The organism is Spiroplasma endosymbiont of Danaus chrysippus, from assembly GCF_902809815.1.
Classification (GTDB): Bacteria; Bacillota_I; Bacilli_A; order Mycoplasmatales; family VBWQ01; genus Spiroplasma_E.
In genome coordinates this window covers 1-20,616 of the sequence record NZ_CADDIL010000006.1, presented here as the reverse complement: position 1 = coordinate 20,616, position 20,616 = coordinate 1, and the positions used below count along the sequence as shown (strand labels likewise).

Annotated in this window: 19 protein-coding genes; 15 read left to right on the top strand and 4 right to left on the bottom strand. The window is 24.8% G+C overall.

Annotation, left to right across the window (positions count from 1 at the left end):
* The 4 genes from purB (at position 1) to SPIRDC1_RS07795 (ending at position 4,081) form a co-directional block, all read left to right on the top strand.
* Complete coding sequence (gene purB, locus SPIRDC1_RS07810; RefSeq protein ID WP_174481298.1) at positions 1-1,302, top strand: adenylosuccinate lyase; 1,302 nt, start codon at positions 1-3, stop codon at positions 1,300-1,302.
* Positions 1,303-1,439: 137 nt separating this feature from the next.
* A complete protein-coding gene (locus tag SPIRDC1_RS07805; protein WP_174481297.1) occupies positions 1,440-2,087 on the top strand; it encodes a hypothetical protein in 648 nt (215 codons plus the stop codon).
* Positions 2,088-2,296: 209 nt separating this feature from the next.
* Entirely contained in the window at positions 2,297-3,880 is a 1,584-nt protein-coding gene (gene metG / locus SPIRDC1_RS07800) for a methionine--tRNA ligase (RefSeq protein WP_174481296.1), read from the top strand.
* A 21-nt stretch (positions 3,881-3,901) separates the two neighbouring features.
* On the top strand, positions 3,902-4,081 hold the full coding sequence (locus tag SPIRDC1_RS07795; protein ID WP_174481295.1) for a hypothetical protein: 180 nt from the start codon (positions 3,902-3,904) through the stop codon (positions 4,079-4,081).
* Positions 4,082-4,115: 34 nt separating this feature from the next.
* Here SPIRDC1_RS07795 and SPIRDC1_RS07790 read toward each other — a convergent pair whose 3' ends face one another.
* On the bottom strand, positions 4,116-5,111 hold the full coding sequence (locus SPIRDC1_RS07790; RefSeq protein WP_174479968.1) for an IS3 family transposase: 996 nt from the start codon (positions 5,109-5,111) through the stop codon (positions 4,116-4,118).
* 154 nt (positions 5,112-5,265) lie between these two features.
* Between SPIRDC1_RS07790 and SPIRDC1_RS07785 the strand changes: the two genes are divergently transcribed.
* Entirely contained in the window at positions 5,266-5,643 is a 378-nt protein-coding gene (locus SPIRDC1_RS07785; RefSeq protein ID WP_174481294.1) for a hypothetical protein, read from the top strand.
* 350 nt (positions 5,644-5,993) lie between these two features.
* Positions 5,994-7,232 carry an IS256 family transposase gene (locus SPIRDC1_RS07780; protein WP_174481293.1) on the top strand — a complete coding sequence of 413 codons (1,239 nt, stop codon included), beginning with the start codon at positions 5,994-5,996 and terminating at the stop codon, positions 7,230-7,232.
* A gap of 109 nt (positions 7,233-7,341) precedes the next feature.
* Here SPIRDC1_RS07780 and SPIRDC1_RS07775 read toward each other — a convergent pair whose 3' ends face one another.
* Both SPIRDC1_RS07775 and SPIRDC1_RS07770 read right to left on the bottom strand, forming a co-directional pair.
* The gene (locus tag SPIRDC1_RS07775; protein ID WP_174481292.1) at positions 7,342-7,863 is read right to left on the bottom strand and encodes a ferritin-like domain-containing protein; all 522 of its coding nucleotides are present in this window, start codon (positions 7,861-7,863) and stop codon (positions 7,342-7,344) included.
* 111 nt (positions 7,864-7,974) lie between these two features.
* Positions 7,975-8,364 (bottom strand): SGNH/GDSL hydrolase family protein, encoded by a 390-nt coding sequence (locus SPIRDC1_RS07770; RefSeq protein WP_174481291.1) that lies wholly within the window; start codon positions 8,362-8,364, stop codon positions 7,975-7,977.
* Between the two features lie 117 nt (positions 8,365-8,481).
* Between SPIRDC1_RS07770 and SPIRDC1_RS07765 the strand changes: the two genes are divergently transcribed.
* Complete coding sequence (locus SPIRDC1_RS07765) at positions 8,482-9,477, top strand: IS3 family transposase (protein WP_174479968.1); 996 nt, start codon at positions 8,482-8,484, stop codon at positions 9,475-9,477.
* A 96-nt stretch (positions 9,478-9,573) separates the two neighbouring features.
* Positions 9,574-9,864, top strand: coding sequence for a hypothetical protein (locus SPIRDC1_RS07760; protein ID WP_174481290.1), 291 nt, complete (start codon positions 9,574-9,576; stop codon positions 9,862-9,864).
* Between the two features lie 214 nt (positions 9,865-10,078).
* Here SPIRDC1_RS07760 and SPIRDC1_RS07755 read toward each other — a convergent pair whose 3' ends face one another.
* Positions 10,079-12,607, bottom strand: coding sequence for a vitamin B12-dependent ribonucleotide reductase (locus SPIRDC1_RS07755; protein ID WP_174481289.1), 2,529 nt, complete (start codon positions 12,605-12,607; stop codon positions 10,079-10,081).
* Between the two features lie 1,757 nt (positions 12,608-14,364).
* Between SPIRDC1_RS07755 and SPIRDC1_RS07750 the strand changes: the two genes are divergently transcribed.
* From SPIRDC1_RS07750 to dnaB, 7 genes are all read left to right on the top strand, one after another.
* On the top strand, positions 14,365-14,964 hold the full coding sequence (locus SPIRDC1_RS07750) for a deoxynucleoside kinase (RefSeq protein ID WP_174481288.1): 600 nt from the start codon (positions 14,365-14,367) through the stop codon (positions 14,962-14,964).
* Between the two features lie 191 nt (positions 14,965-15,155).
* Positions 15,156-15,683 (top strand): 30S ribosomal protein S6, encoded by a 528-nt coding sequence (gene rpsF / locus SPIRDC1_RS07745; RefSeq protein ID WP_174481287.1) that lies wholly within the window; start codon positions 15,156-15,158, stop codon positions 15,681-15,683.
* A gap of 30 nt (positions 15,684-15,713) precedes the next feature.
* Positions 15,714-16,217, top strand: coding sequence for a single-stranded DNA-binding protein (locus SPIRDC1_RS07740; RefSeq protein WP_174481286.1), 504 nt, complete (start codon positions 15,714-15,716; stop codon positions 16,215-16,217).
* Positions 16,218-16,229: 12 nt separating this feature from the next.
* Positions 16,230-16,460, top strand: a complete 231-nt coding sequence (gene rpsR, locus SPIRDC1_RS07735; RefSeq protein ID WP_174481285.1) for a 30S ribosomal protein S18 — start codon at positions 16,230-16,232, stop codon at positions 16,458-16,460.
* A 222-nt stretch (positions 16,461-16,682) separates the two neighbouring features.
* On the top strand, positions 16,683-18,647 hold the full coding sequence (locus SPIRDC1_RS07730) for a DHH family phosphoesterase (protein ID WP_174481284.1): 1,965 nt from the start codon (positions 16,683-16,685) through the stop codon (positions 18,645-18,647).
* Positions 18,648-18,678: 31 nt separating this feature from the next.
* The gene (rplI, locus tag SPIRDC1_RS07725; RefSeq protein WP_174481283.1) at positions 18,679-19,122 is read left to right on the top strand and encodes a 50S ribosomal protein L9; all 444 of its coding nucleotides are present in this window, start codon (positions 18,679-18,681) and stop codon (positions 19,120-19,122) included.
* A 2-nt stretch (positions 19,123-19,124) separates the two neighbouring features.
* Positions 19,125-20,465 carry a replicative DNA helicase gene (dnaB, locus tag SPIRDC1_RS07720; protein WP_174481282.1) on the top strand — a complete coding sequence of 447 codons (1,341 nt, stop codon included), beginning with the start codon at positions 19,125-19,127 and terminating at the stop codon, positions 20,463-20,465.
* Positions 20,466-20,616 lie beyond the last annotated feature (151 nt).

Below are 20,616 nucleotides of genomic sequence, written 5' to 3'. Positions count from 1 at the left end.
ATGATTGAACGTTACGAAACAAAAGCAATGACTAATATTTGAAATATGAAAAATCGTTTAAACTTATGAATGAATTTTCAAATTGATGTTTGTGAATCATTACAACATTTAAATATAATTCCTTTTAAAGATTTTCAATTAATTAAAAAAAATGCTAAGTTAGATATTGAATTAATGAATAAATTAGAATTAGAAACTAAGCATGATGTAGTTGCGTTTACTAGAATGTTAAGTGCTAACTTAAAAACTGAAAGTCGTTGAATTCATTATGGTTTAACTTCAACTGATATGATTGATAGTGTCCAAAATTTACAAATAAAATTTTCAAATGAAATTATTGAAAAAGCTTTAATTACTTTACAATTGAAATTAAAAGAGTTAGCGTTTAAATATAAAAATCAATTAGTAATTGGTCGCAGTCATGGTATTTTTGGTGAACCAACTTCATTAGGATTAAAATTTGCTTTATGATACGATGAAATAAATAGACAGTTAGTAAGGTTGGAATTAGCAAGAAAACAAGTTGAAGTTATTAAGATTACGGGTGCTATGGGTAATTTTGTTCATATTTCGCCAAAAGTTAGTGAATTTATTGCCAAAAAATGAAAAATGGAAGTTGACAGTTGTGCTACGCAGGTAGTACAACGTGATCGTTTGATTTTTTTAATTACACAATTAAGTTCAATTGCTACAACAATTGAAAAAATAGCTTTAGAAATTCGTTTGAGTCAACGTAGCGAAGTTAATGAACTTTTAGAGGGATTTTCTATTTCACAAAAAGGTTCAAGTTCAATGCCACATAAAAAAAATCCAATTGGTTCTGAAAATATTTGTGGTTTAGCAAGATTAGTTCGAAGTTATAATAGTATAGTATATGAGAATAATTTATTATGGTATGAACGTGATATTTCTCATAGTTCTAATGAACGCATTATGTTGCCTGATATTTATCATATATTAGATTTTATTATTAATAGAATGACAAATATTTTAGATAATTTAGTAATTAATATTAGTGCCATGGCAAATAATATTGCTAAAGCTAATGAACTTTATTTTTCACAAGTAGTTTTATTGGCTATTATTAAAAATAATCCAAAAATAACACGTGAAATTGCTTATGATTTTATTCAAAAATGCACTTTAGAAGCACAAAATAAAATGATTAATTTTAAAGATGTATTAATAAAGAATAATATTAATCAATATTTAACTAGTGAACAGTTAAATGAATGTTGTAATAATAATATTTTTTTAATAAATGTTGATTATATTTTTAAAAAAGTTTTTAAAGATAAATAATGTTTAATATTAAATTTAATTAGCATTTAATTTATTAATTTTTGTTTTTTTATTTTATCTAATAATCAATAAATATAAAAGATTAAGAAAATATTGTAATTAGTCACTAGATTATATAAGTTTAAGGAGTGAAAATTATGAAGAAATACAAAATCGATAATAGTTTTCCTTTTATAGATCAAGATTTTAATTTTATTACAAGCTACGATAGTGAAGAACACTTTTATGATGTTTTAGATGATCGATATTTAAAAGATAATGGAGAAATAGAAATTAATTTATTAAAAAAGAAAATTAATAAAATAAAAATAATATTATATTATATTAATAATAAGAAATATAAATGTGAAAAAACATTGCAGTCAAATATTAAAAAACAATCTATATTTCTTTCTTATAATATAAATAGTATTAAAAAGTTAGAAATTTTCGAAAAACAAAAAACAAGTAAAGTTTTTAAATTTAAGAATAAATTAGTTAAGTTTTTAACTTTTGGTTATTATAATTTTGAAAAAAAACGAATTAACAAAATAGTATGTGAAAAAGTTAATATAAGTAATCAAAAAGAAGAATTGAAAAAGGTTGGATTAAAAATTTTAAAACTTAATAATATTTTAGAAAAAATAGAAAAAGAAAAAAGAAGACAATGAGAAAAAAATGATCTTTTGAGACATTGATATGATTTTGCAAGTTCAAGAAAATTACAAAATCAACCATTAATGAGTAACGGTAATCAGTATTTACCAGTAAATAATTATGATAATGAAAAAAGTAGTGTTATTTAAGACGTAAATAGTTATTATCAGTTTTACTTAAACGTTGATATAGATGCTGTTAACTCTGATAATGGTTTTAATCAAAATCAATATCAACAAAAATGTTCCATTTTATAAAAAAATAAAAATTAATAAAATATTATTAATTTAAATAAGTATTACAAATAAATAATACTATTTTAATGTAAAATTATAATTATTAAATTTAGGAGCAAATAATGACAAAAAAATTTTATATTACTACCCCTATTTATTATCCTAGTGCTAAATTACACTTGGGACATGCTTATACAACAATTATTGCTGATGTTTTAGCTCGCTATAAGAAAATGCAAGGTTATGAAGTATTCTTTTTAACTGGAAGTGATGAACATGGTCAAAAAATTGCTAAAAAAGCGGATGAAAATAAGCAAACTCCACAAAAATTTGTTGATAATATTGTTGTTGGATTTAAGAATTTATGAAAAAACTTAAATATTGATTATGATAAATTTATTAGAACAACTAATAAAAATCATATTTTAAGTGTTCAGAAAATATTTAGCAAATTATTAAAACAAAATGATATTTATTTGGGAAAATATGAAGGTTCATATTGTATTTCTTGTGAAGAATTTTTGACAGATAGCCAAATTAATAAGACTAATAATACATGTAAAATATGTCAAGGTAATATTACTACTTTATCTGAACCATCATATTTTTTAAAATTGGAAAAATATACTAAACAATTATTAAAATATTATGATGAACACCCATTATTTTTATGACCACTTAATCGTAAAACGGAAATGATTAATAATTTTATTACGCCAGGTTTAGAAAATTTAAGTGTTACTAGAACGAGTTTTACCTGAGGGGTACCAGTATTAGAAAATCCAAAACATGTTATTTATGTTTGAATTGATGCATTAAGTAATTATTTAACAGGATTAGGTTATTTACAAGATGATGACATTAATTTTAAAAAATTTTGACTAGATTCAAATTGTGAAATTGTGAATTTAGTTGGTAAAGAAATTAGTCGTTTTCATATGATTTATTGGCCAATTTTATTAATGGCATTAAACTTGAGACAACCAAATCGAATTTTGGCCCACGGTTGAATTACTAATGAAGAAGGAAAAATGTCAAAATCAAAAGGTAATGTTATTGATCCTTTAATATTAGTAAATCGTTATGGTGTAGATGGATTACGGTTTTTTTTAATGAAAGAAATTATTATTGGTCATGATGCAAAATATAGTCATGAATTATTTTTAAATTGTTATAACTCTTATCTTGTTAATGATTTAGGTAATTTGCTTTCGCGAACAGTTACAATGATCATTAAATATTGTGATGGTAAAATTCCCAAAGTTAATTTAAATAAGTTACAACCAGAAGCAATAGAAATAATTAAAATTATTAAAAGTACTATTAATGATTTTAATATTGAAATGGATGAGTATCAAATTCATGAAGCAATTAATGTCGTTTTTAAATTAATAACTAGTGGTAATAAATTAATTGATTTAACAAAACCATGAGATTTACATAAAAATAATAAAACTATTGAATTACATAATATTTTAAATTTATTAGCAAATATTTTAATTATTAGTAGTGCTTTATTAAGTCCAATTTTGATTAATAGTTCATTAAAAATTCATGAACAATTGGGTGTCTTAAAAATTACTAAACCAATAGTCAATATTAACTTGAATGAAGTTTTTAATAAATCTGTTAATAAAAAAGAGTTATTATTTCCAAGATTAAATATTGAAGATGAATTATCATTTTTAAACAATGCATTTAAATAAAATATAAGAGTTATTAAAAAAATGCCAGTTATAGATAATAAATATCCAATTCATTTTGTATGAATTGGAGAAATACCAATTACTGTAAGAAATAATATAATTTATGCGGCTTTATTACATCAACATGAACGTGAAGTTATTTTATGAATTTCTAAAAATGAAAAAAATAGGGAAATTACTGAAAATGAAAAAGGTGGTTAGCCCTAAATACTGGACCACTTTTGGATAGACAGTTTTAAATTTTTATTTGTGAAATTGGTGGTTTTAGAAATTTAGAATGTATTCTTTCGTAATTATAAAACATAATATATTGGTTTACATCATTTATAGCTTCATTGAGAGAAAAATATTGATTTGAACCTTTAGGTAGTCATTCTTGAGATAAATGAGAAAATCAGTTTTCAGATATTACATTGCCACCAATATCATAAGGTTGTTTTTTGCTTAAAATTATTTGCTTATCAGCAGCTCAATTTGTGATGTCTTGACAATAAAATTCGTTGGCGTTATCTGAGTGTAAAATAACGTTTTTTACTTGGTTTCAAGAGAATTGTTGATTTATTTTTTCAAGTGCAGGAAGGATTAAATCTTGATAGGATTTGTTTGAACATGTATTATAGCTTACAATATTATTTGAATAAAAATCAATAATTACAAAAAGATATAATCAACCTTCTTTAGTATTTATTTGTTTAGTGTCCATTGATCAAATTTGATTTGAAGAGGTTGTACTTTTATAATCTTTGTTTACTTTATCCATTGTAGGTATTCACTTATTTGGATTTTTTTTGTTTTTAGGATAGTTATTTTTAGTTTGTTTTAATCCTTGAAGATTGTGATCTTTCATAATTTTTCGCATTTGTTTTGTTGATAATTCTAGATTTAAAATAATATGTTTGTATTGTTTTAATCATTCTTTAAATGCTGAAAAAATTCGTAAATAGCCATAAATTTGTCCTTTTCTTGTAAAATGAAATTCAAGTAAAAGTTGGCATAATTCTTGATATTTATGTGTACAATTACTAATTTGATTTTTTTCTTTTTTAATAGGGTTTTGTTTGTTTTTTACAAAATAATATGTTGATCGGTTTAGTTGAAGATGTTGGCAAAGATATCTAATTGAATATTGGTTTTTGCTATCATCAATAATTTGAATTTTTTGTTTGATATTTAACTTGTTAATTACTAATGCTATTTGTTTAATTTTATCCATTATTAAAAATCCTTTCATGTCAAAATTAGTGTTAATTGTATAACACAATTGTTTTTCGAATACATTCAAGTTTTTTTTAAATTAATGGTCTAGTAAAAAGGGCTAAGTAGCAAGTAGCGAACAACACCCTAATAGAATACCAGTACAAGCAAGAGAAAAAGTAGAATATGTTGTGCAAGTTAAACGTATGCGTTTTTTGGGTTTTATTGTTATATTTAATCTTAATTTATATACTAATATTGATGATTATAATAAAGTAGTGTTTTCACGTCGTAGAACAAAGAAAATGATTAAAAGAGGTATTATGTCTCCAAGTTATAGTGGTGAAGCAATGGCTATGACTTTATTTTTTCCTAGACATTGGTTAAAAAGGTATAATTCACGTGCTTTACATTATGTGCATGAACTTAAAACTGAATTGTCACCTAAGAAATACCTTAAAGAAGCAAGTAGTATTGATATGACTTATAGTGATATTAAGTCTGCTGGTTTGGATAAATTGGATAATATTTTAAAGAAAAAAGATAAACCTAAAAGTAAAGATAAATAAAAATGATTATAGTCCCAGTAAGTTCACTGGGACTATAATTTGGGTGAGCCACGTAGTAGCGAGGGACGAAGTCCCTATATACTTGATGAGTAATAATTAATATTAAAACCAATTTAGGAGAAAATAAGTTAAAAGTTATTGAATGAAGTAATAAAAGTAAAGATGAAATAAATATTGAAGGTGAAAAAAGAGAATACAGTTTAAACTATCAAGTAGAAGAAAAACAAAAAAATACAACAAAATTTTTATAAAAATGGGAATGTTTAGTAATCTGTGTGACTTACAAAAATAACTATGTTTAATTAATTCTAGTAAATATAATTTATATATCTAGAAAGAGTGAGTTACAGATGGCTAAAAAAGATAATCTTAATAACAATGATCCAATATCAAAAGCAGTAGATTTATTATTAGAAAATACTGAGGATTTAACAACAGTTTTTAAAGAGGGAGGCTTATATAAAGAATTAACTAAACGATTGGTAGAAAAAATGTTGAATTCTGAGATGCAAAATTATTTAGGACACGAAAGAAATCAACGCAGTAATAATGACAATGTTCGTAATGGTACAACATCAAAAAAATTAATAACTCAACAAGGTAAAATTGAAATTGATGTACCAAGAGATCGTAATAGTAATTTTGAACCAGTAATAATCACAAAAAGACAGAGAAGATTTGATGGTTTTGATCAACAAGTTCTTTCACTATATGCAAAAGGTATGACTTTATCAGATATTAGAATGCAGTTGCAAGAGTTATATGATGGCGCAGATATTAGCGAAAGCGTAATTAGTCAAATTACTGATGATGTCATTGATGATGTCAAAGCATGGCAAAATCGTCCATTAGATAGTGTTTATCCAATCATTTATTTTGATTGTATCGTAGTTAAAGTACGTCAGGATAAACGTATTATTAACAAATCAGTTTATATAGCTTTAGGAGTTGATTTAGAAGGTAAAAAAGATGTTTTAGGTTTATGAATTAGTGAAAATGAAGGTGCTAAATTCTGATTAAATAATTTTACAGAAATGAAAAATCGAGGCTTAAATGATATTCTTATTGCTTGTAGTGATAATTTAACAGGCATGTCAGAGGCAATACAATCAGTTTATCCTAAAACTGAACATCAATTATGCATAGTTCATCAAATTAGAAATAGCTTAAAATATGTTTCATACAAACATCGAAAGTCTCTAGTTATCGATTTAAAGCCAATTTATACAGCATGTAGTGAAGAACAAGCAATGCAAGCTTTAGAATCATTTGAAAGTAAATGAAATAAACAATATCCACAAATTGCTAAATCTTGATATAAAAATTGAGAAAATTTAATGATTTTTATTAGTTATCCAGCAGAAATTAAAAGGGTAATTTATACTACAAATCCTATTGAATCTGTTAATAGCCAATTACGAAAAGTTATTAGAAATAAAAAAGTTTTTCCTAATGATATGGCAGTTTTTAAAATTTTTTACTTAGCAATTGAAAATATCACAAAAAAATGAACATTGCCTATTCAAAATTGAAATACAGCAATTGCTCATTTTATGATAAAATTTGAAGACAGAATTAATCTGAACTAGTACTTTGTAAAACAAAGAAACACAGATTACTAAAAAGCCTCATAAAAAAATAAAAAATGTATAATTTTTTTATACATTTTTGGTGAAAATTAAGAGTTAAATATGAAATTTATTCGGGTTCATAAAATGGAACAATAACTTTTAAAGTATCTGGCTCTTCAGTTTTTAGTAAACGTTTGTCAATTTTATAAAGGTTACTATTAGACATTGCAATTCAATCCAATAAGTCTTTTTCATAAGCAATTTCTTCATAGAAATCAATTAAGAATCAGTCATAAAATTTCGCAGTTAAATTATCATTATTTTCACGAGCACTTTTAACAAGTTTATTAGTAAAATCAAGTAATTCTTCTTTAGTAGATTTTAATTTTTTTAATGCTTCTTCAATGTTTTTTGTAGTAAAAGTTGGAACTTTAATGTCTTTAATTTCAACTTGAGCATCTTGATCCATTAAATAATTACAAATTTTACGAATATGAACAACAGCATCAGCTGCTTCTACTTGGAAGAAGCGTGCAAACCCAGGATATCCTTTTTGATTTGCATCATTACTTAATTTAAAACTAAGCATTTGATATTTTAGATGTTCACTAATATAATCATTTAGATCATCGTTAATCTTTTTAATCATTAAATACACCTTCTTTCTTGGCTTTATATGTATTATACTACTTTAATACTATATATATTAAAATAAATTAAGAATAAAAATATTGTTAATTAATTGTTTGTGTTACATTTTTTATGAAGTAAGTTCAGTGAATAGTTCAAGGCCAATTTGATCATGTACTCATTTATTTGGATGAACATAATCAAAGAAAAAATTATTATTAATAGTTTCTGGAGTTGTTCCATCAATATATCTTGGATTTAAATTTAAAGCTAAACCGGGAATTGATCATTTTATTGATTCATTAGTAATATTTTTTCCTATTTCTTGTGCTTCAGATAATAAATCACTAAAATTAGTTTCTAAGTCAAACGGTCTGATATTAATATCAGAATTATTTTTCATTAATTCAGTAATTTTATCATTTCATTTGTTATTATATTCATTTGATAAGTGGTTTGCTACTTCTTTAATAGATTGTTTTTCATTAACATATTTTGGAATATTACTAATGTTAGGCACATTGGCAATTGCTACTTGCTACTTGCTACTTAGCCCTTTTTACTAGACCATTAATTTAAAAAAAACTTGAATGTATTCGAAAAACAATTGTGTTATACAATTAACACTAATTTTGACATGAAAGGATTTTTAATAATGGATAAAATTAAACAAATAGCATTAGTAATTAACAAGTTAAATATCAAACAAAAAATTCAAATTATTGATGATAGCAAAAACCAATATTCAATTAGATATCTTTGCCAACATCTTCAACTAAACCGATCAACATATTATTTTGTAAAAAACAAACAAAACCCTATTAAAAAAGAAAAAAATCAAATTAGTAATTGTACACATAAATATCAAGAATTATGCCAACTTTTACTTGAATTTCATTTTACAAGAAAAGGACAAATTTATGGCTATTTACGAATTTTTTCAGCATTTAAAGAATGATTAAAACAATACAAACATATTATTTTAAATCTAGAATTATCAACAAAACAAATGCGAAAAATTATGAAAGATCACAATCTTCAAGGATTAAAACAAACTAAAAATAACTATCCTAAAAACAAAAAAAATCCAAATAAGTGAATACCTACAATGGATAAAGTAAACAAAGATTATAAAAGTACAACCTCTTCAAATCAAATTTGATCAATGGACACTAAACAAATAAATACTAAAGAAGGTTGATTATATCTTTTTGTAATTATTGATTTTTATTCAAATAATATTGTAAGCTATAATACATGTTCAAACAAATCCTATCAAGATTTAATCCTTCCTGCACTTGAAAAAATAAATCAACAATTCTCTTGAAACCAAGTAAAAAACGTTATTTTACACTCAGATAACGCCAACGAATTTTATTGTCAAGACATCACAAATTGAGCTGCTGATAAGCAAATAATTTTAAGCAAAAAACAACCTTATGATATTGGTGGCAATGTAATATCTGAAAACTGATTTTCTCATTTATCTCAAGAATGACTACCTAAAGGTTCAAATCAATATTTTTCTCTCAATGAAGCTATAAATGATGTAAACCAATATATTATGTTTTATAATTACGAAAGAATACATTCTAAATTTCTAAAACCACCAATTTCACAAATAAAAATTTAAAACTGTCTATCCAAAAGTGGTTCAGTATTTAGGGCTAACCACCTTTGTAAAAATTTAGAATTATCAGGAATTACGGTTATAAAAGGTGGTGTTCCTATGATTGGAGGTGCTTTATTTGGTGCTTTAATTGGAGTTTCGGGAGGACCTATTGGTGTATTGCTAGTTTTTAAAGGTGCACTTCTTCAATTTAAACCAAGTATTGATGAAAAGTATAACCAAATTAAAAAGACAAAAAAACTAGAAAAATTATTGAAAAGACTAGAAAGTATTGTAGAAGAAGTAAATTTGCAAGAAGAAAATACTATAACAATAGAATCTGACAGTGAATTAAGAGAAGAAAATTTATTTGATATTTTAAGAAAACATAAATTGTACAATGAAGAGTAAGAGTGTAGAAAAAATTTTTTTGAAGATGATCAATCATTTCAATCTGAGACAAAACTTCAAGAGTGAGGAAAAAATATAGGTGAAGAAGTAAATAAATTGCATTCAGCAACATCTTTAGGACAACAGGATGTAAGTAGTAATTATCAAACATCTAAAATGTAAATAAATATAAAAATAAAAAACTACTTAAAATTAATTAAGTAGTTTTTTATTTTTATAATCCGCATTTAGATTGAATACCACAATTATTACAAGTATAACAACCAGCGCTAATGACAAGGACTCCTTCTTTACACATTGTACATAAGTCACCTAAATCAGTGCCAATTTTACGATCTTGACGATCATTACGTCATCCTGGTTTAATTGGTTTTGTTTCATTAATACTATCAGCAAAAGTTTCAGTTAGACCAAGATCACTTAAGTTAACTTGCTCTTGCATTTGATTATCATCATCGGATAAAGATAAGACTTGACTATCTCTACTTCCATCAACATAAACAGTTCCACCTTTTGCTCCATCTTTATATAATTTGTAATATATTTGTTCTACTTTTTTAACAGTGTAACCTTTTGGAGCATTAACAGTTTTTGAAATTGAAGAATCAACTCAACGTTGAATAATACATTGTACATTAGCATGATCTTCAGGTGTTAATTGCATTGCTGAAACAAAAATATCTGGTAATGGTTTTTCTTTAAATTCTGGATGATACTGTAATCAGTCATTTACAATTTTTGCTTTTACTTCCATAAATTTGCCAAGTCTTCCTGAACGGAAATATGAAAAGGCAAAGTATGGTTCAAGTCCTGTTGATACACCAACCATAGTTCCAGTTGAACCTGTTGGAGCAACAGTTAATAAATGTGAGTTACGGATACCATATTTAAGAATATCATTTCTGATGTCTTCAGGCATTGTTTTCATGAATCCACTATTAATAAATGCTTCGCGTGATTTTAAAAATGGAAAACTTCCTTTTTCTTTAGCAATATTAATTGATGCACGATAAGCACTAGTAGTAATAGTTTCAAAAATTTTATCAACTACTTCATTAGCTTCTTTTGAGCCATATTTTAGATTACTTCAAATTAGTAAATCATGTAAACCCATTACTCCTAGACCAATTCTTCGTTCACCAAGTGCTTGTTTTTTATTTGCTTCTAAAAAGTATGGAGTGCTGTCAATAACATTATCTTGCATACGAACACAAGTTGTTACAGATTTACTTAGTTCATCGTAAAGAATTTCACTTGTTTTTTTATTAACAAAATTAGCTAAATTAATTGCTGATAAATTACACACTGAATAGGGTGCTAATGGTTGTTCACCACAAGGATTAGTAGCAACAACACGCATACCATATGCTTGAGCATTAGTCATTTCATTAGCTCTATCAATGAAAAAAATACCAGGTTCTGCTGAATATGTAGCACAGAAATTAATTAAATCTCATAAGTCAGATGCATTAATTGTATAATAAGTTTTAATTGGGTAACCCATTTTTTCTCAATCATGAACATCACCAATTTTATTTCAATGTTCATCATAAGCTTGTTTTTGAGTTACAGTATAATTATCTAAGTCAGGGAAACGTAAATTTCATTTACCATTTGTTGCAACGGCATTCATAAATTCATCACTAATTGTTACTGAAATATTAGTTCCGGTTAAAAAATCGCTTTTAATTACTTGTCAAGTTCCACCAAGTGCTAGTTTATTTTTAGCATTTTCTATTATTTCTTCATTAAAAAGTTGTTCATTATTTAAGATTGATTCAAAAATATTACGATCTTGGTCACTAAGTACTTCAAATTTTAATTTTTTACTTGCTTCATCACGAATTAAACTTGATTTTGAATTTTCTTTTAATCATAATAAAATTTTTGCATTTTGCATTTTTGAAATAATAAATTCAATAATATCTGGATGTCAATCAGCTAGCATAATCATTTGTGCGCCACGTCGTGATCCACCTTGTTCTACTAAATGAGTTAATGTAGATAAATCGTTTAATCAAGAAACAGCTCCTGAAGATTTACCACCAACTGTTTTAGCAACAGTACCTTTTGGTCTTAGTGTTGAACCATTAGAACCAACACCACCACCATGTGACATAATTTCCATAACTTGTTGACGATGGGCAGCAATTCCACTTCGTGAATCATGAATAAAAGGCATTACGAAACAGTTAAAAAAAGTAACATCAGAATCACTACCAGCCCCATATAAAACTCTTCCAGCAGGTACTATATTTAGCGATTTTAATTGTTCATAAAATTGGGATAAATAAACAGATTTTAATTTTGGTGATTCTTTTGTAGTTAATGATTTACTAACACGATAAGCAATTTGTTCATAAAATAACTCTAGTGGTTTTTCAAGTTCATATTTTTGTTTGTGGATAATGCCAGCTTTACCAGAAATTTTTATTAGTTCAGGATCAATTGAGCCGAGGTATTCATCTTCAATCTTGATAGCATAAACTTGATTTTCTAATTCTTCAACAACATAACCAATTCCTCTAGTTGGAAAAATAGCATCTTCACGGATAATACTAATTACCAAATCACCTGGTTTTAAAGAAATTAAATTTTTATCTTTTTGTGCATAACGATCAAGCATTACCATTCTTGATACACCTTCATGAGTAATTTTATAATCTTTTTCTATTGTTTTTAAGTGTGTAAAATGCTTACTAATATCTTCATTTAAATTATTTTTTAAACTTTCACTGTACATAAAAATTCACCTGACCCTTTACAAATTTATTCTTATTATAACAATTGATAAATTTAAAGTCTAAATTTACATTGTTAGTAACTTATTATTTATTTCAGAAAATAATACTCTTTAAAATAATATCATAATTTATTTTATTAAAAATTTATTTTTTGAAATAAATAAATTCAAATTTAATATTATATAGTCAATGCTAATAATCTTACAAATTAATTTTTCTTAGTTATAAATTTATTTTTAATAATCCATTTTATTGTTTGTGATTCTATGTTATTATTGCCTACTATATAAGAAATATTTTTTGGAAAGTTTAGGTTTTAATGTTTAAATATTGAGTAATTAAAATATTAAACTTTAAATTAAAATAAATAAAAAAATTATAAGAAATCATTTATATTACCTTTATTATTAAATTTTTTTTGTTCTTTCAAGAAGTTTTTATAATTATTGGGATATTTTTGTAAAAAATTAAGTAAAAGTTTAATTATAGATTTCTTGTATAAAATACTCTTTGTAATGTCTAATTTATAACAATGGTTTTTAAATTTATTAGATATGGTTAATTTTTCATAATTATTAGACATATTTCAGGGCTCTCAGTTGCTATTTTCATTTGGTAAAGAAAAAACACAAAAATATTTTAATATATTTGTAAAATCTGTCTGATTAAATTTTGAATCAAATTGAGTTTTTAATTCACTTACTACTTCTGAAGATTTAAGATCTTCTTTAGTTATTTCATTAGGGTTTAAATCTTTTTTAGAATAATATTGTTTTCTTTTTTACTATCATGATTTGCTATGATAATATTTTTGGCATATTCTTTAAAGAAATTTTGCAATTCCTCTTTATAATAACTTCTTTTATTTTTATCATGTAAGTGTTTTCTATTGGTATATTAAAATCATTATTTTCATTGTTAAAATATATTATGTTTTCATATAATATAAAATCGGGTCAAATTTCAAAAATTATTCTTTTGTACAAGTTTATTATACTAGTCAAAAATTTTACATTTTCTATTCAATTTATTGTTTTATCGTCTATATTATTATGAATATTATGATGTATTTCATTTCTTATACCATTAAATAAATCTATTATTTTTTTTGCTTCAGAAGTTATGACAGATTCCTTTTTTAATATATTAGACAATTCGCAAAAAGATTTAATTTTTGTTTTTTATCATTTTTATATTTTTTATCATTTTTTATACAAAAAGCTATAAATAATCTATTAAAAGCTATATGTGCAAAAATATAAAAATTTTCTAATCTATCATTTTCTAAAAAGTTATTATAAGAAATTATTGCTTTTTTCATTTTTAGTACAGAAGAATTAAAAAATGTTTCTCAGTCGTTATTCATACAATTATTAATAGTACAAAATTATTAATTTGGTTTTATCATATTAATTTTATAAAATTAACCTATAAAGAACAATATACATATATAAATAATAAGTTTAAAAATAATAATATGGAAATTAACTAAAAATAATAGATTTAAGTTAGAGTAAAATTTATATGTTATGATAAATATAGTTATTAAAGGGTGTATAGAATCAAGAAAGTGTAATATCAATAATTTTAAAAATATAATTGATATTACGTTAATCTTTGAAAATATAAGGAACAAGTTTTAGTAAAAAAAGTAAAATTTAATTTATTAAATGTTTTTTAAAATTTTTTATTTGGAGGGAGAAAATTTATATATTAATATAAATTAATTGTAATCATATATTATGGGAGGCAAAAAATGAAAATTGTATTATCTGGTGTAGTTGGTGTTGGTAAGAGCACTATTACTAGAGAATTAGCAAAATTATTAAAATATAAAATTATGGACGAGCCAGTTACTAGTAATCCCTATTTAGATGATTTTTATCAAAATCCTTTAGAATATGCTTTTAAAATGCAAGTATTTATGTTGATGGCACGAAGTAAACAATTAAAAGAAGCACAAAATTTTAACAATGTTATTTTTGATCGTAGTATTTTAGAAGATCCTATTTTCGTTGAAGTATTAAAAGCTCAAAACAATATGAATGATAGAGATTATGAAGTGTATTTAAATTTTTATAATAATGTTATTATTTCATCACTTTATTTTGATCCACAAATTAAACCTGATTTAATTGTCTATTTAAAAGCAAATCTTGAAAACACAATTGAACGCATAAACCTTCGTGGTCGTGAATCAGAAAAACATGTACCTCATGAATACTGAAGTTTATTGAATAAAAAATATGAACAGTGATATGAAAAAGAAAAAAATAACTTTAATTTTTTAGTAATTGACACTAATGATTTAACTCCTAAGGAAATAGTGCAAAAAATAATTGATTATATAAAATAAAATTTCTTATTGAAATCAAATTTTTATTTAGTCATTTTTCCTCATGTTATATTAATAATTATTGTTATTTTTCCTTTACTTTAAAGGTAATTACGTTATAATATTGTATGAGTCAAATATTTAAAAATCAAACTTAATATATTTACTCCTTGCTCATCAGAGCCATATGCCCAAAAGGAGGTCTTCGAACATTGGAAGATTTAAAACAAAAGCATAATTATGAAATTATGTACATCGTTGATGATCAAAATCAAGAAAAAGCACAATTAATTAAAAAAGAATTTTGTGAAATTTTAACTAAAAATGCTGGAAAAATTACTAAAGAACAAGATTCTATTCGTCAATTTGCTTATCCTATTAACAAAAAAGTTAAGGGTCATTATTTTATTATTGAAGTGCTAACTTCACCAGAAAACATTGCTAACTTTAATCGTGTAGCTTTAAATAAACAAAGACAATTAGACGTAATGCGTTTTTTGGTTATTAATTTAGATAGTGAAAAAATTAATAAGTTTAAACCAAAACGCCAAGTAGAATCTAGTTCTTTCTCTCGACCAACAAGACCAGGAAATCGTCCTTCTTATAATCGTGATGAAAATGGTGAAAGAAAACCAAGACCAATCGCTGGTACTGAGTCATCTTATCGTACAAAAACTAATTACCAAAATTCAAAAACAAATACTAATAATAATGCATCGAATACTGAACAAAAAGATTAATAAAATCTAAGTTAAAAGTGAGGATAAAAAATGAATATTGTTACATTAATTGGTAGAATCACTCGTGATTTAAAGTTACATCAAACTTCAACAGGAAAACCTTTTACTTTTTTTACACTTGCAGTTAATAATATTCAAAATCAAGCTGATTATATTTCATGTGTGGCTTGAAATAAAGTTGCTGAAAATATGACTAATTATTTAGTTAAAGGTTCTTTAATTTCAGTTTCAGGAAGACTGTCAGTAAGAAAATCAACAGATCAAAATGGAAAAGAACTATATATTACTGAAGTGGTTGCACAAACTGTTACTTTTTTAGATAATCGTAAAAAAGATAGTAGTGGTAATAACACTAATATTAATTATTCAAAACCAAGAGATGAGAATAAAATTCATTTAGATGATGCTTTTAAAAGTCCTAATTATAGTACTGATATTGCCTTTACTAATACTAATCAGCTTCAAGAAAAAGAAGCGGCTATTCAAAATATAGAATTTGATGAAGAAGATATCATTTGAGATTTAAATAATTAAAGGAGGATAATTATGAACACTGGTAAACCAAGAAATTTTACAAGAAGAAAATCTTGTTTTATTACTAAAAATAATATTACTTATATTGATTATAAAGATATTGAATTACTAAGTAAATTTATGGGTAATAATAACAAAATTTTGCCAGCAAGAACAACAGGTACTAATCCAAAGTATCAACGTTTAATTGCTAAAAATATAAAACGTGCCCAAATCATGGGATTATTAAGATATTCAAGATAAAAAAATTGAGTAAGATTTGTAAACTTACTCAATTTTTATTTATTTTTTATCTTAAAAATATTTTATTTTAAATAATAGTTTAAAATTAAAATAAAAAGACCTTAATAGTATTATATTACATAAAAGATAATGGCTGTTTTTGATATTAGTGTTATAGTATAATTAATAATATTAGAAGGAAGTGACAAAGTGTTCAAATCGTTAAGAAATTATCATTTAATAATGATTGTTTGATTAGTAGTTGAAATTTTGATTGGCTTGACTTATTTTATTGTTAATATTGAGACAGCAGAACAAGTGGTCACTATTACTGTAATTTTAAGTTTAGTTTTAGGTAATTTTATTATTGTTTGTCTTTATATTTTTCTATTTAGTTTATGAATTCGTCATCGTTATATTAACACAGCTGAAATCATAAAATTAAATAATGCACAAGCTTTAACTTTTGGTAGTGTTGGTATGATTGTTTTAGATAGTGATTTATCAATTATGTGAGTAAGTGAATTTTTAGAAGATAAAGGTTTAGGTAGATTAATTGGAAAATCAATTGTTAAACTATCAAGAGATTTAGAACAATTAATTAGTAATAATATTACTCAAATTACACTTAAAATTGAAGATATGCTTTATGATGCTATTTATTTAGTACAAACTAGAACAATTTTGTTACAAGAAACAACTAAATATCATTTCTTATATAATAAATTGCAGCAAGAAAAATTAGTTTTTGGTGTAATTAGTATTGATAATTTTTATAATTCTTTACAAAAATTAAGAGTTGAGAATCAAATTCGTGTTGAAGCATTTATTAAAACTGAATTAAATGATTTTGCTAATAATTATTCAGGTTTATTATTAGGTAATATTGAAGATGGTTACAATATTTTACTTTATCAAAATGAATTTAATAAAGCAAGAAATGATAATTTTCCACTTATTAAAAATATTCGAGAAGGTGTTAAAAAATTTAAAGCAGATATTACGTTATCTGCTGGTTTCTCTTATGGTAATGCTATTAGTAAAGATCTATATGATTTGGCTATTGAAAGTAAAGAGTTAGCAGTTTATCGTGGTGGTGATCAAGTAGTTATTCGTGAATTTGGTGGTAATACAGTTTTTATTGGAGGTACTATTGAAGCAAAACAATCAGAATCTAAAATTAATATTAGAATGTTTGCACAATCATTATATAATGAAATAAAATTAGCAGAAAACATTTTAGTTATGGGACATGCGGCTGCTGATTTTGATAGTATTTCTTCAGGAACAGCTATTATTGAAATTGCTAAAAGCTTAAATAAAAGTGCTCATTATGTTATTAATCAAAATGAAGTTGATGAAAAAACATTAAAAATTCTTCATGAACTTGTTCCTGAAAGTTATATTAATCGTAATTTTATTACAGGTAAACAAGCTCTTAAATTTCTTCATGCAAATACTTTATTAATTGTTGTTGATACTCATAATCCACAACGTGTTGATAGTCCTGATTTATTAAGTAAAGCTGTAAAAATTATTGTTATTGATCATCATCGTGTTTCTGATGAATCAATTAGTAGCACCATTACTTCTTATATTGATGCAGGAACTTCTTCAACAGCTGAAGCAATGACAGAAATTATTTATTATAATGATTTTAATAATATTGAATCAGAATTTTTATGAAATATAATGTTTGCAGGTATTTTAATTGATACTAATAATTTCCAAGTAAGAACAACAAGAAGAACTTTTGAAGCCTGTGGATTATTAACTGATTGAGGAGCTTCTCCTTCTAAAGTTAAAGGATTATTGAAAAATAGTTTAAATGAACTAATTGATAAATTTGCTTTAATTAGTCACGCCCAAGAAATTAAAAAAGGATTTTTAGTTGCTGTTGGTGATGAAAACTTAGAAGTACATACTTCATATTTAGCCCAAATTTCAGAAATGTTGTTAGACTTACGTGATTGTAAAGCATCATTTACTATTGCTTATGATCGTCAAGGACGTGCTTGTTTATCAGCACGAAGCAATGGTGAAATAAATGTTCAAATTATTTGTGAAAACTTAGGTGGTGGTGGTCACTTTAGTGCTGCTGCTGTCCAAAGTAGTAAATTGGGAATTAGAGCATTGTATGATGAATTGGTAAAATTAATTGAAAGTGGCGTATATCAAAGTGAGAGTGCTACTACTGAAAGGTATTAAAATTATTAAAATAGAAAGTGAGATGTTTACAATGAAAGTTGTCCTTTTAACGGATGTTAAAAATTATGGTAAAAAAGGTGAAGTTGTTAGTGTTAGTGATGGTTATGGTAAAAATTATTTATTACCAAGAAAATTAGCTGTAATTGCTACATCAGAAGCATTAAAAATTAATCAAAAAGTAATTGAAAATAAAAAAATACAACGAGAAATGGAATTAGAAGATTTACAAAAAATTAAAGAACAATTAGCTTTAATTACTTTACAATTTAAATTAAAAAGTAATAATGGTAAAGTTTCTGGTGCTATTTCTTCAAAACAAATTTGTGAACAACTAGTGCAAAAATATAATATTAAAATTGATAAACATAAATTTGTTAAATTTAATCCTATTAATGAATTAGGTATAACTAACATTAATATTAAATTAGATGTTGCAATTATTGCACAATTAAAGGTTGAAGTTTTAGGAGAATAATTATGTCTAACAATGGTCAATATATAAATAATGCAGAAGTTAATGTTTTAAGTGCGATGATTCAATCATCACCAGCATGTGAAAGTGCATTAAATTTATTGGCACCACATGATTTTACAATTAATTCTAATCAAATTATTTTTAAAACAATTACCAATCTTTATAAAAATAATTCTGGTATTGATGTAACAACTATTGCCGAAGAATTAGTTAAGCAAAATAATTTGGATAAAATTGGTGGAATTGAATATTTATCTTCTTTAGTGGCTCAATATATTACTGATGCTAATTTAAAAGAACACATTGATATTTTGATTGAAAGAACTACTAAACGACAATTAGAAAATGCTTTAAAAAATATAGGTAAAGAGTTACAAAGTGAAAAGTCAATTAATGAAGTTTTAATTGCTGCTGAAGCTCAAATTGTACAAGTAAGTAGTGAACGTAATCATGAAGAGATGTTGCCAATTAGTGAACACATTGATGATGTGGTAACTAAAATTGAACAACTACAAAAATCAACAGTTAATATTACTGGTACAAGTTCAGGTATTAACAATTTGGATATGATTACTAGTGGTTTTCAGCGAGGTGACTTAATTATTTTAGCAGCTAGACCTTCAATGGGTAAAACCGCCTTAGCACTTAATTTTGCTTTAAATGCTGCTAATGAACAAGATAATAAAAACGATGTTGTTGTTATTTTTTCATTAGAAATGCCAAAAGATCAATTAATTACAAGAATGATTTCTTGTCAAGGACATTTTGATGCTAATCGTTTACGTAATAAGTCTAAATTTACACAAGCTGATTGAAATCGTATTAGTGCTACTGCTGAGCAGTTGAAACAAAAAAGAATTATTATTGATGATACACCTGGTTTAAGAGTTTTAGAGTTGCAAACTAAATTAAGAAAATTAAGTCGTGAAAATAGCATTAAGTTAGTAATTATTGATTATTTACAGTTATTAACTGGTAGAGATAGTGAATCACGTCAACAAGAAGTTTCAAATATTTCTCGTAGTTTAAAAATTTTGGCAAGAGAATTAAGAGTACCAATTGTTTGTTTATCACAATTATCAAGAATGGTGGAGAGACGTGAAGAAAAACGGCCTTTAATGTCTGATTTACGTGAGTCAGGGGCTATTGAACAAGATGCTGATGTAATTATGTTTTTATATCGTGATGATTATTATAAGGAAAAAAATAGTGAAGAAATAAGAATTTCACAAGAAAGTAATCTTGCTGAAATTCTTATTTCTAAACATCGAAACGGCCCAACAGGAAAAGTAGTAACTGTTTTTATTCCAAAATGAGGTAAGTTTGAAAATTATACAGGATAAAAATAATAAAAAACCTAAAATTTAGAGGCTTTTTAGTAATCTGTGTTTCTTTGTTTTACAAAGTACTAGTTCAGATTAATTCTGTCTTCAAATTTTATCATAAAATGAGCAATTGCTGTATTTCAATTTTGAATAGGCAATGTTCATTTTT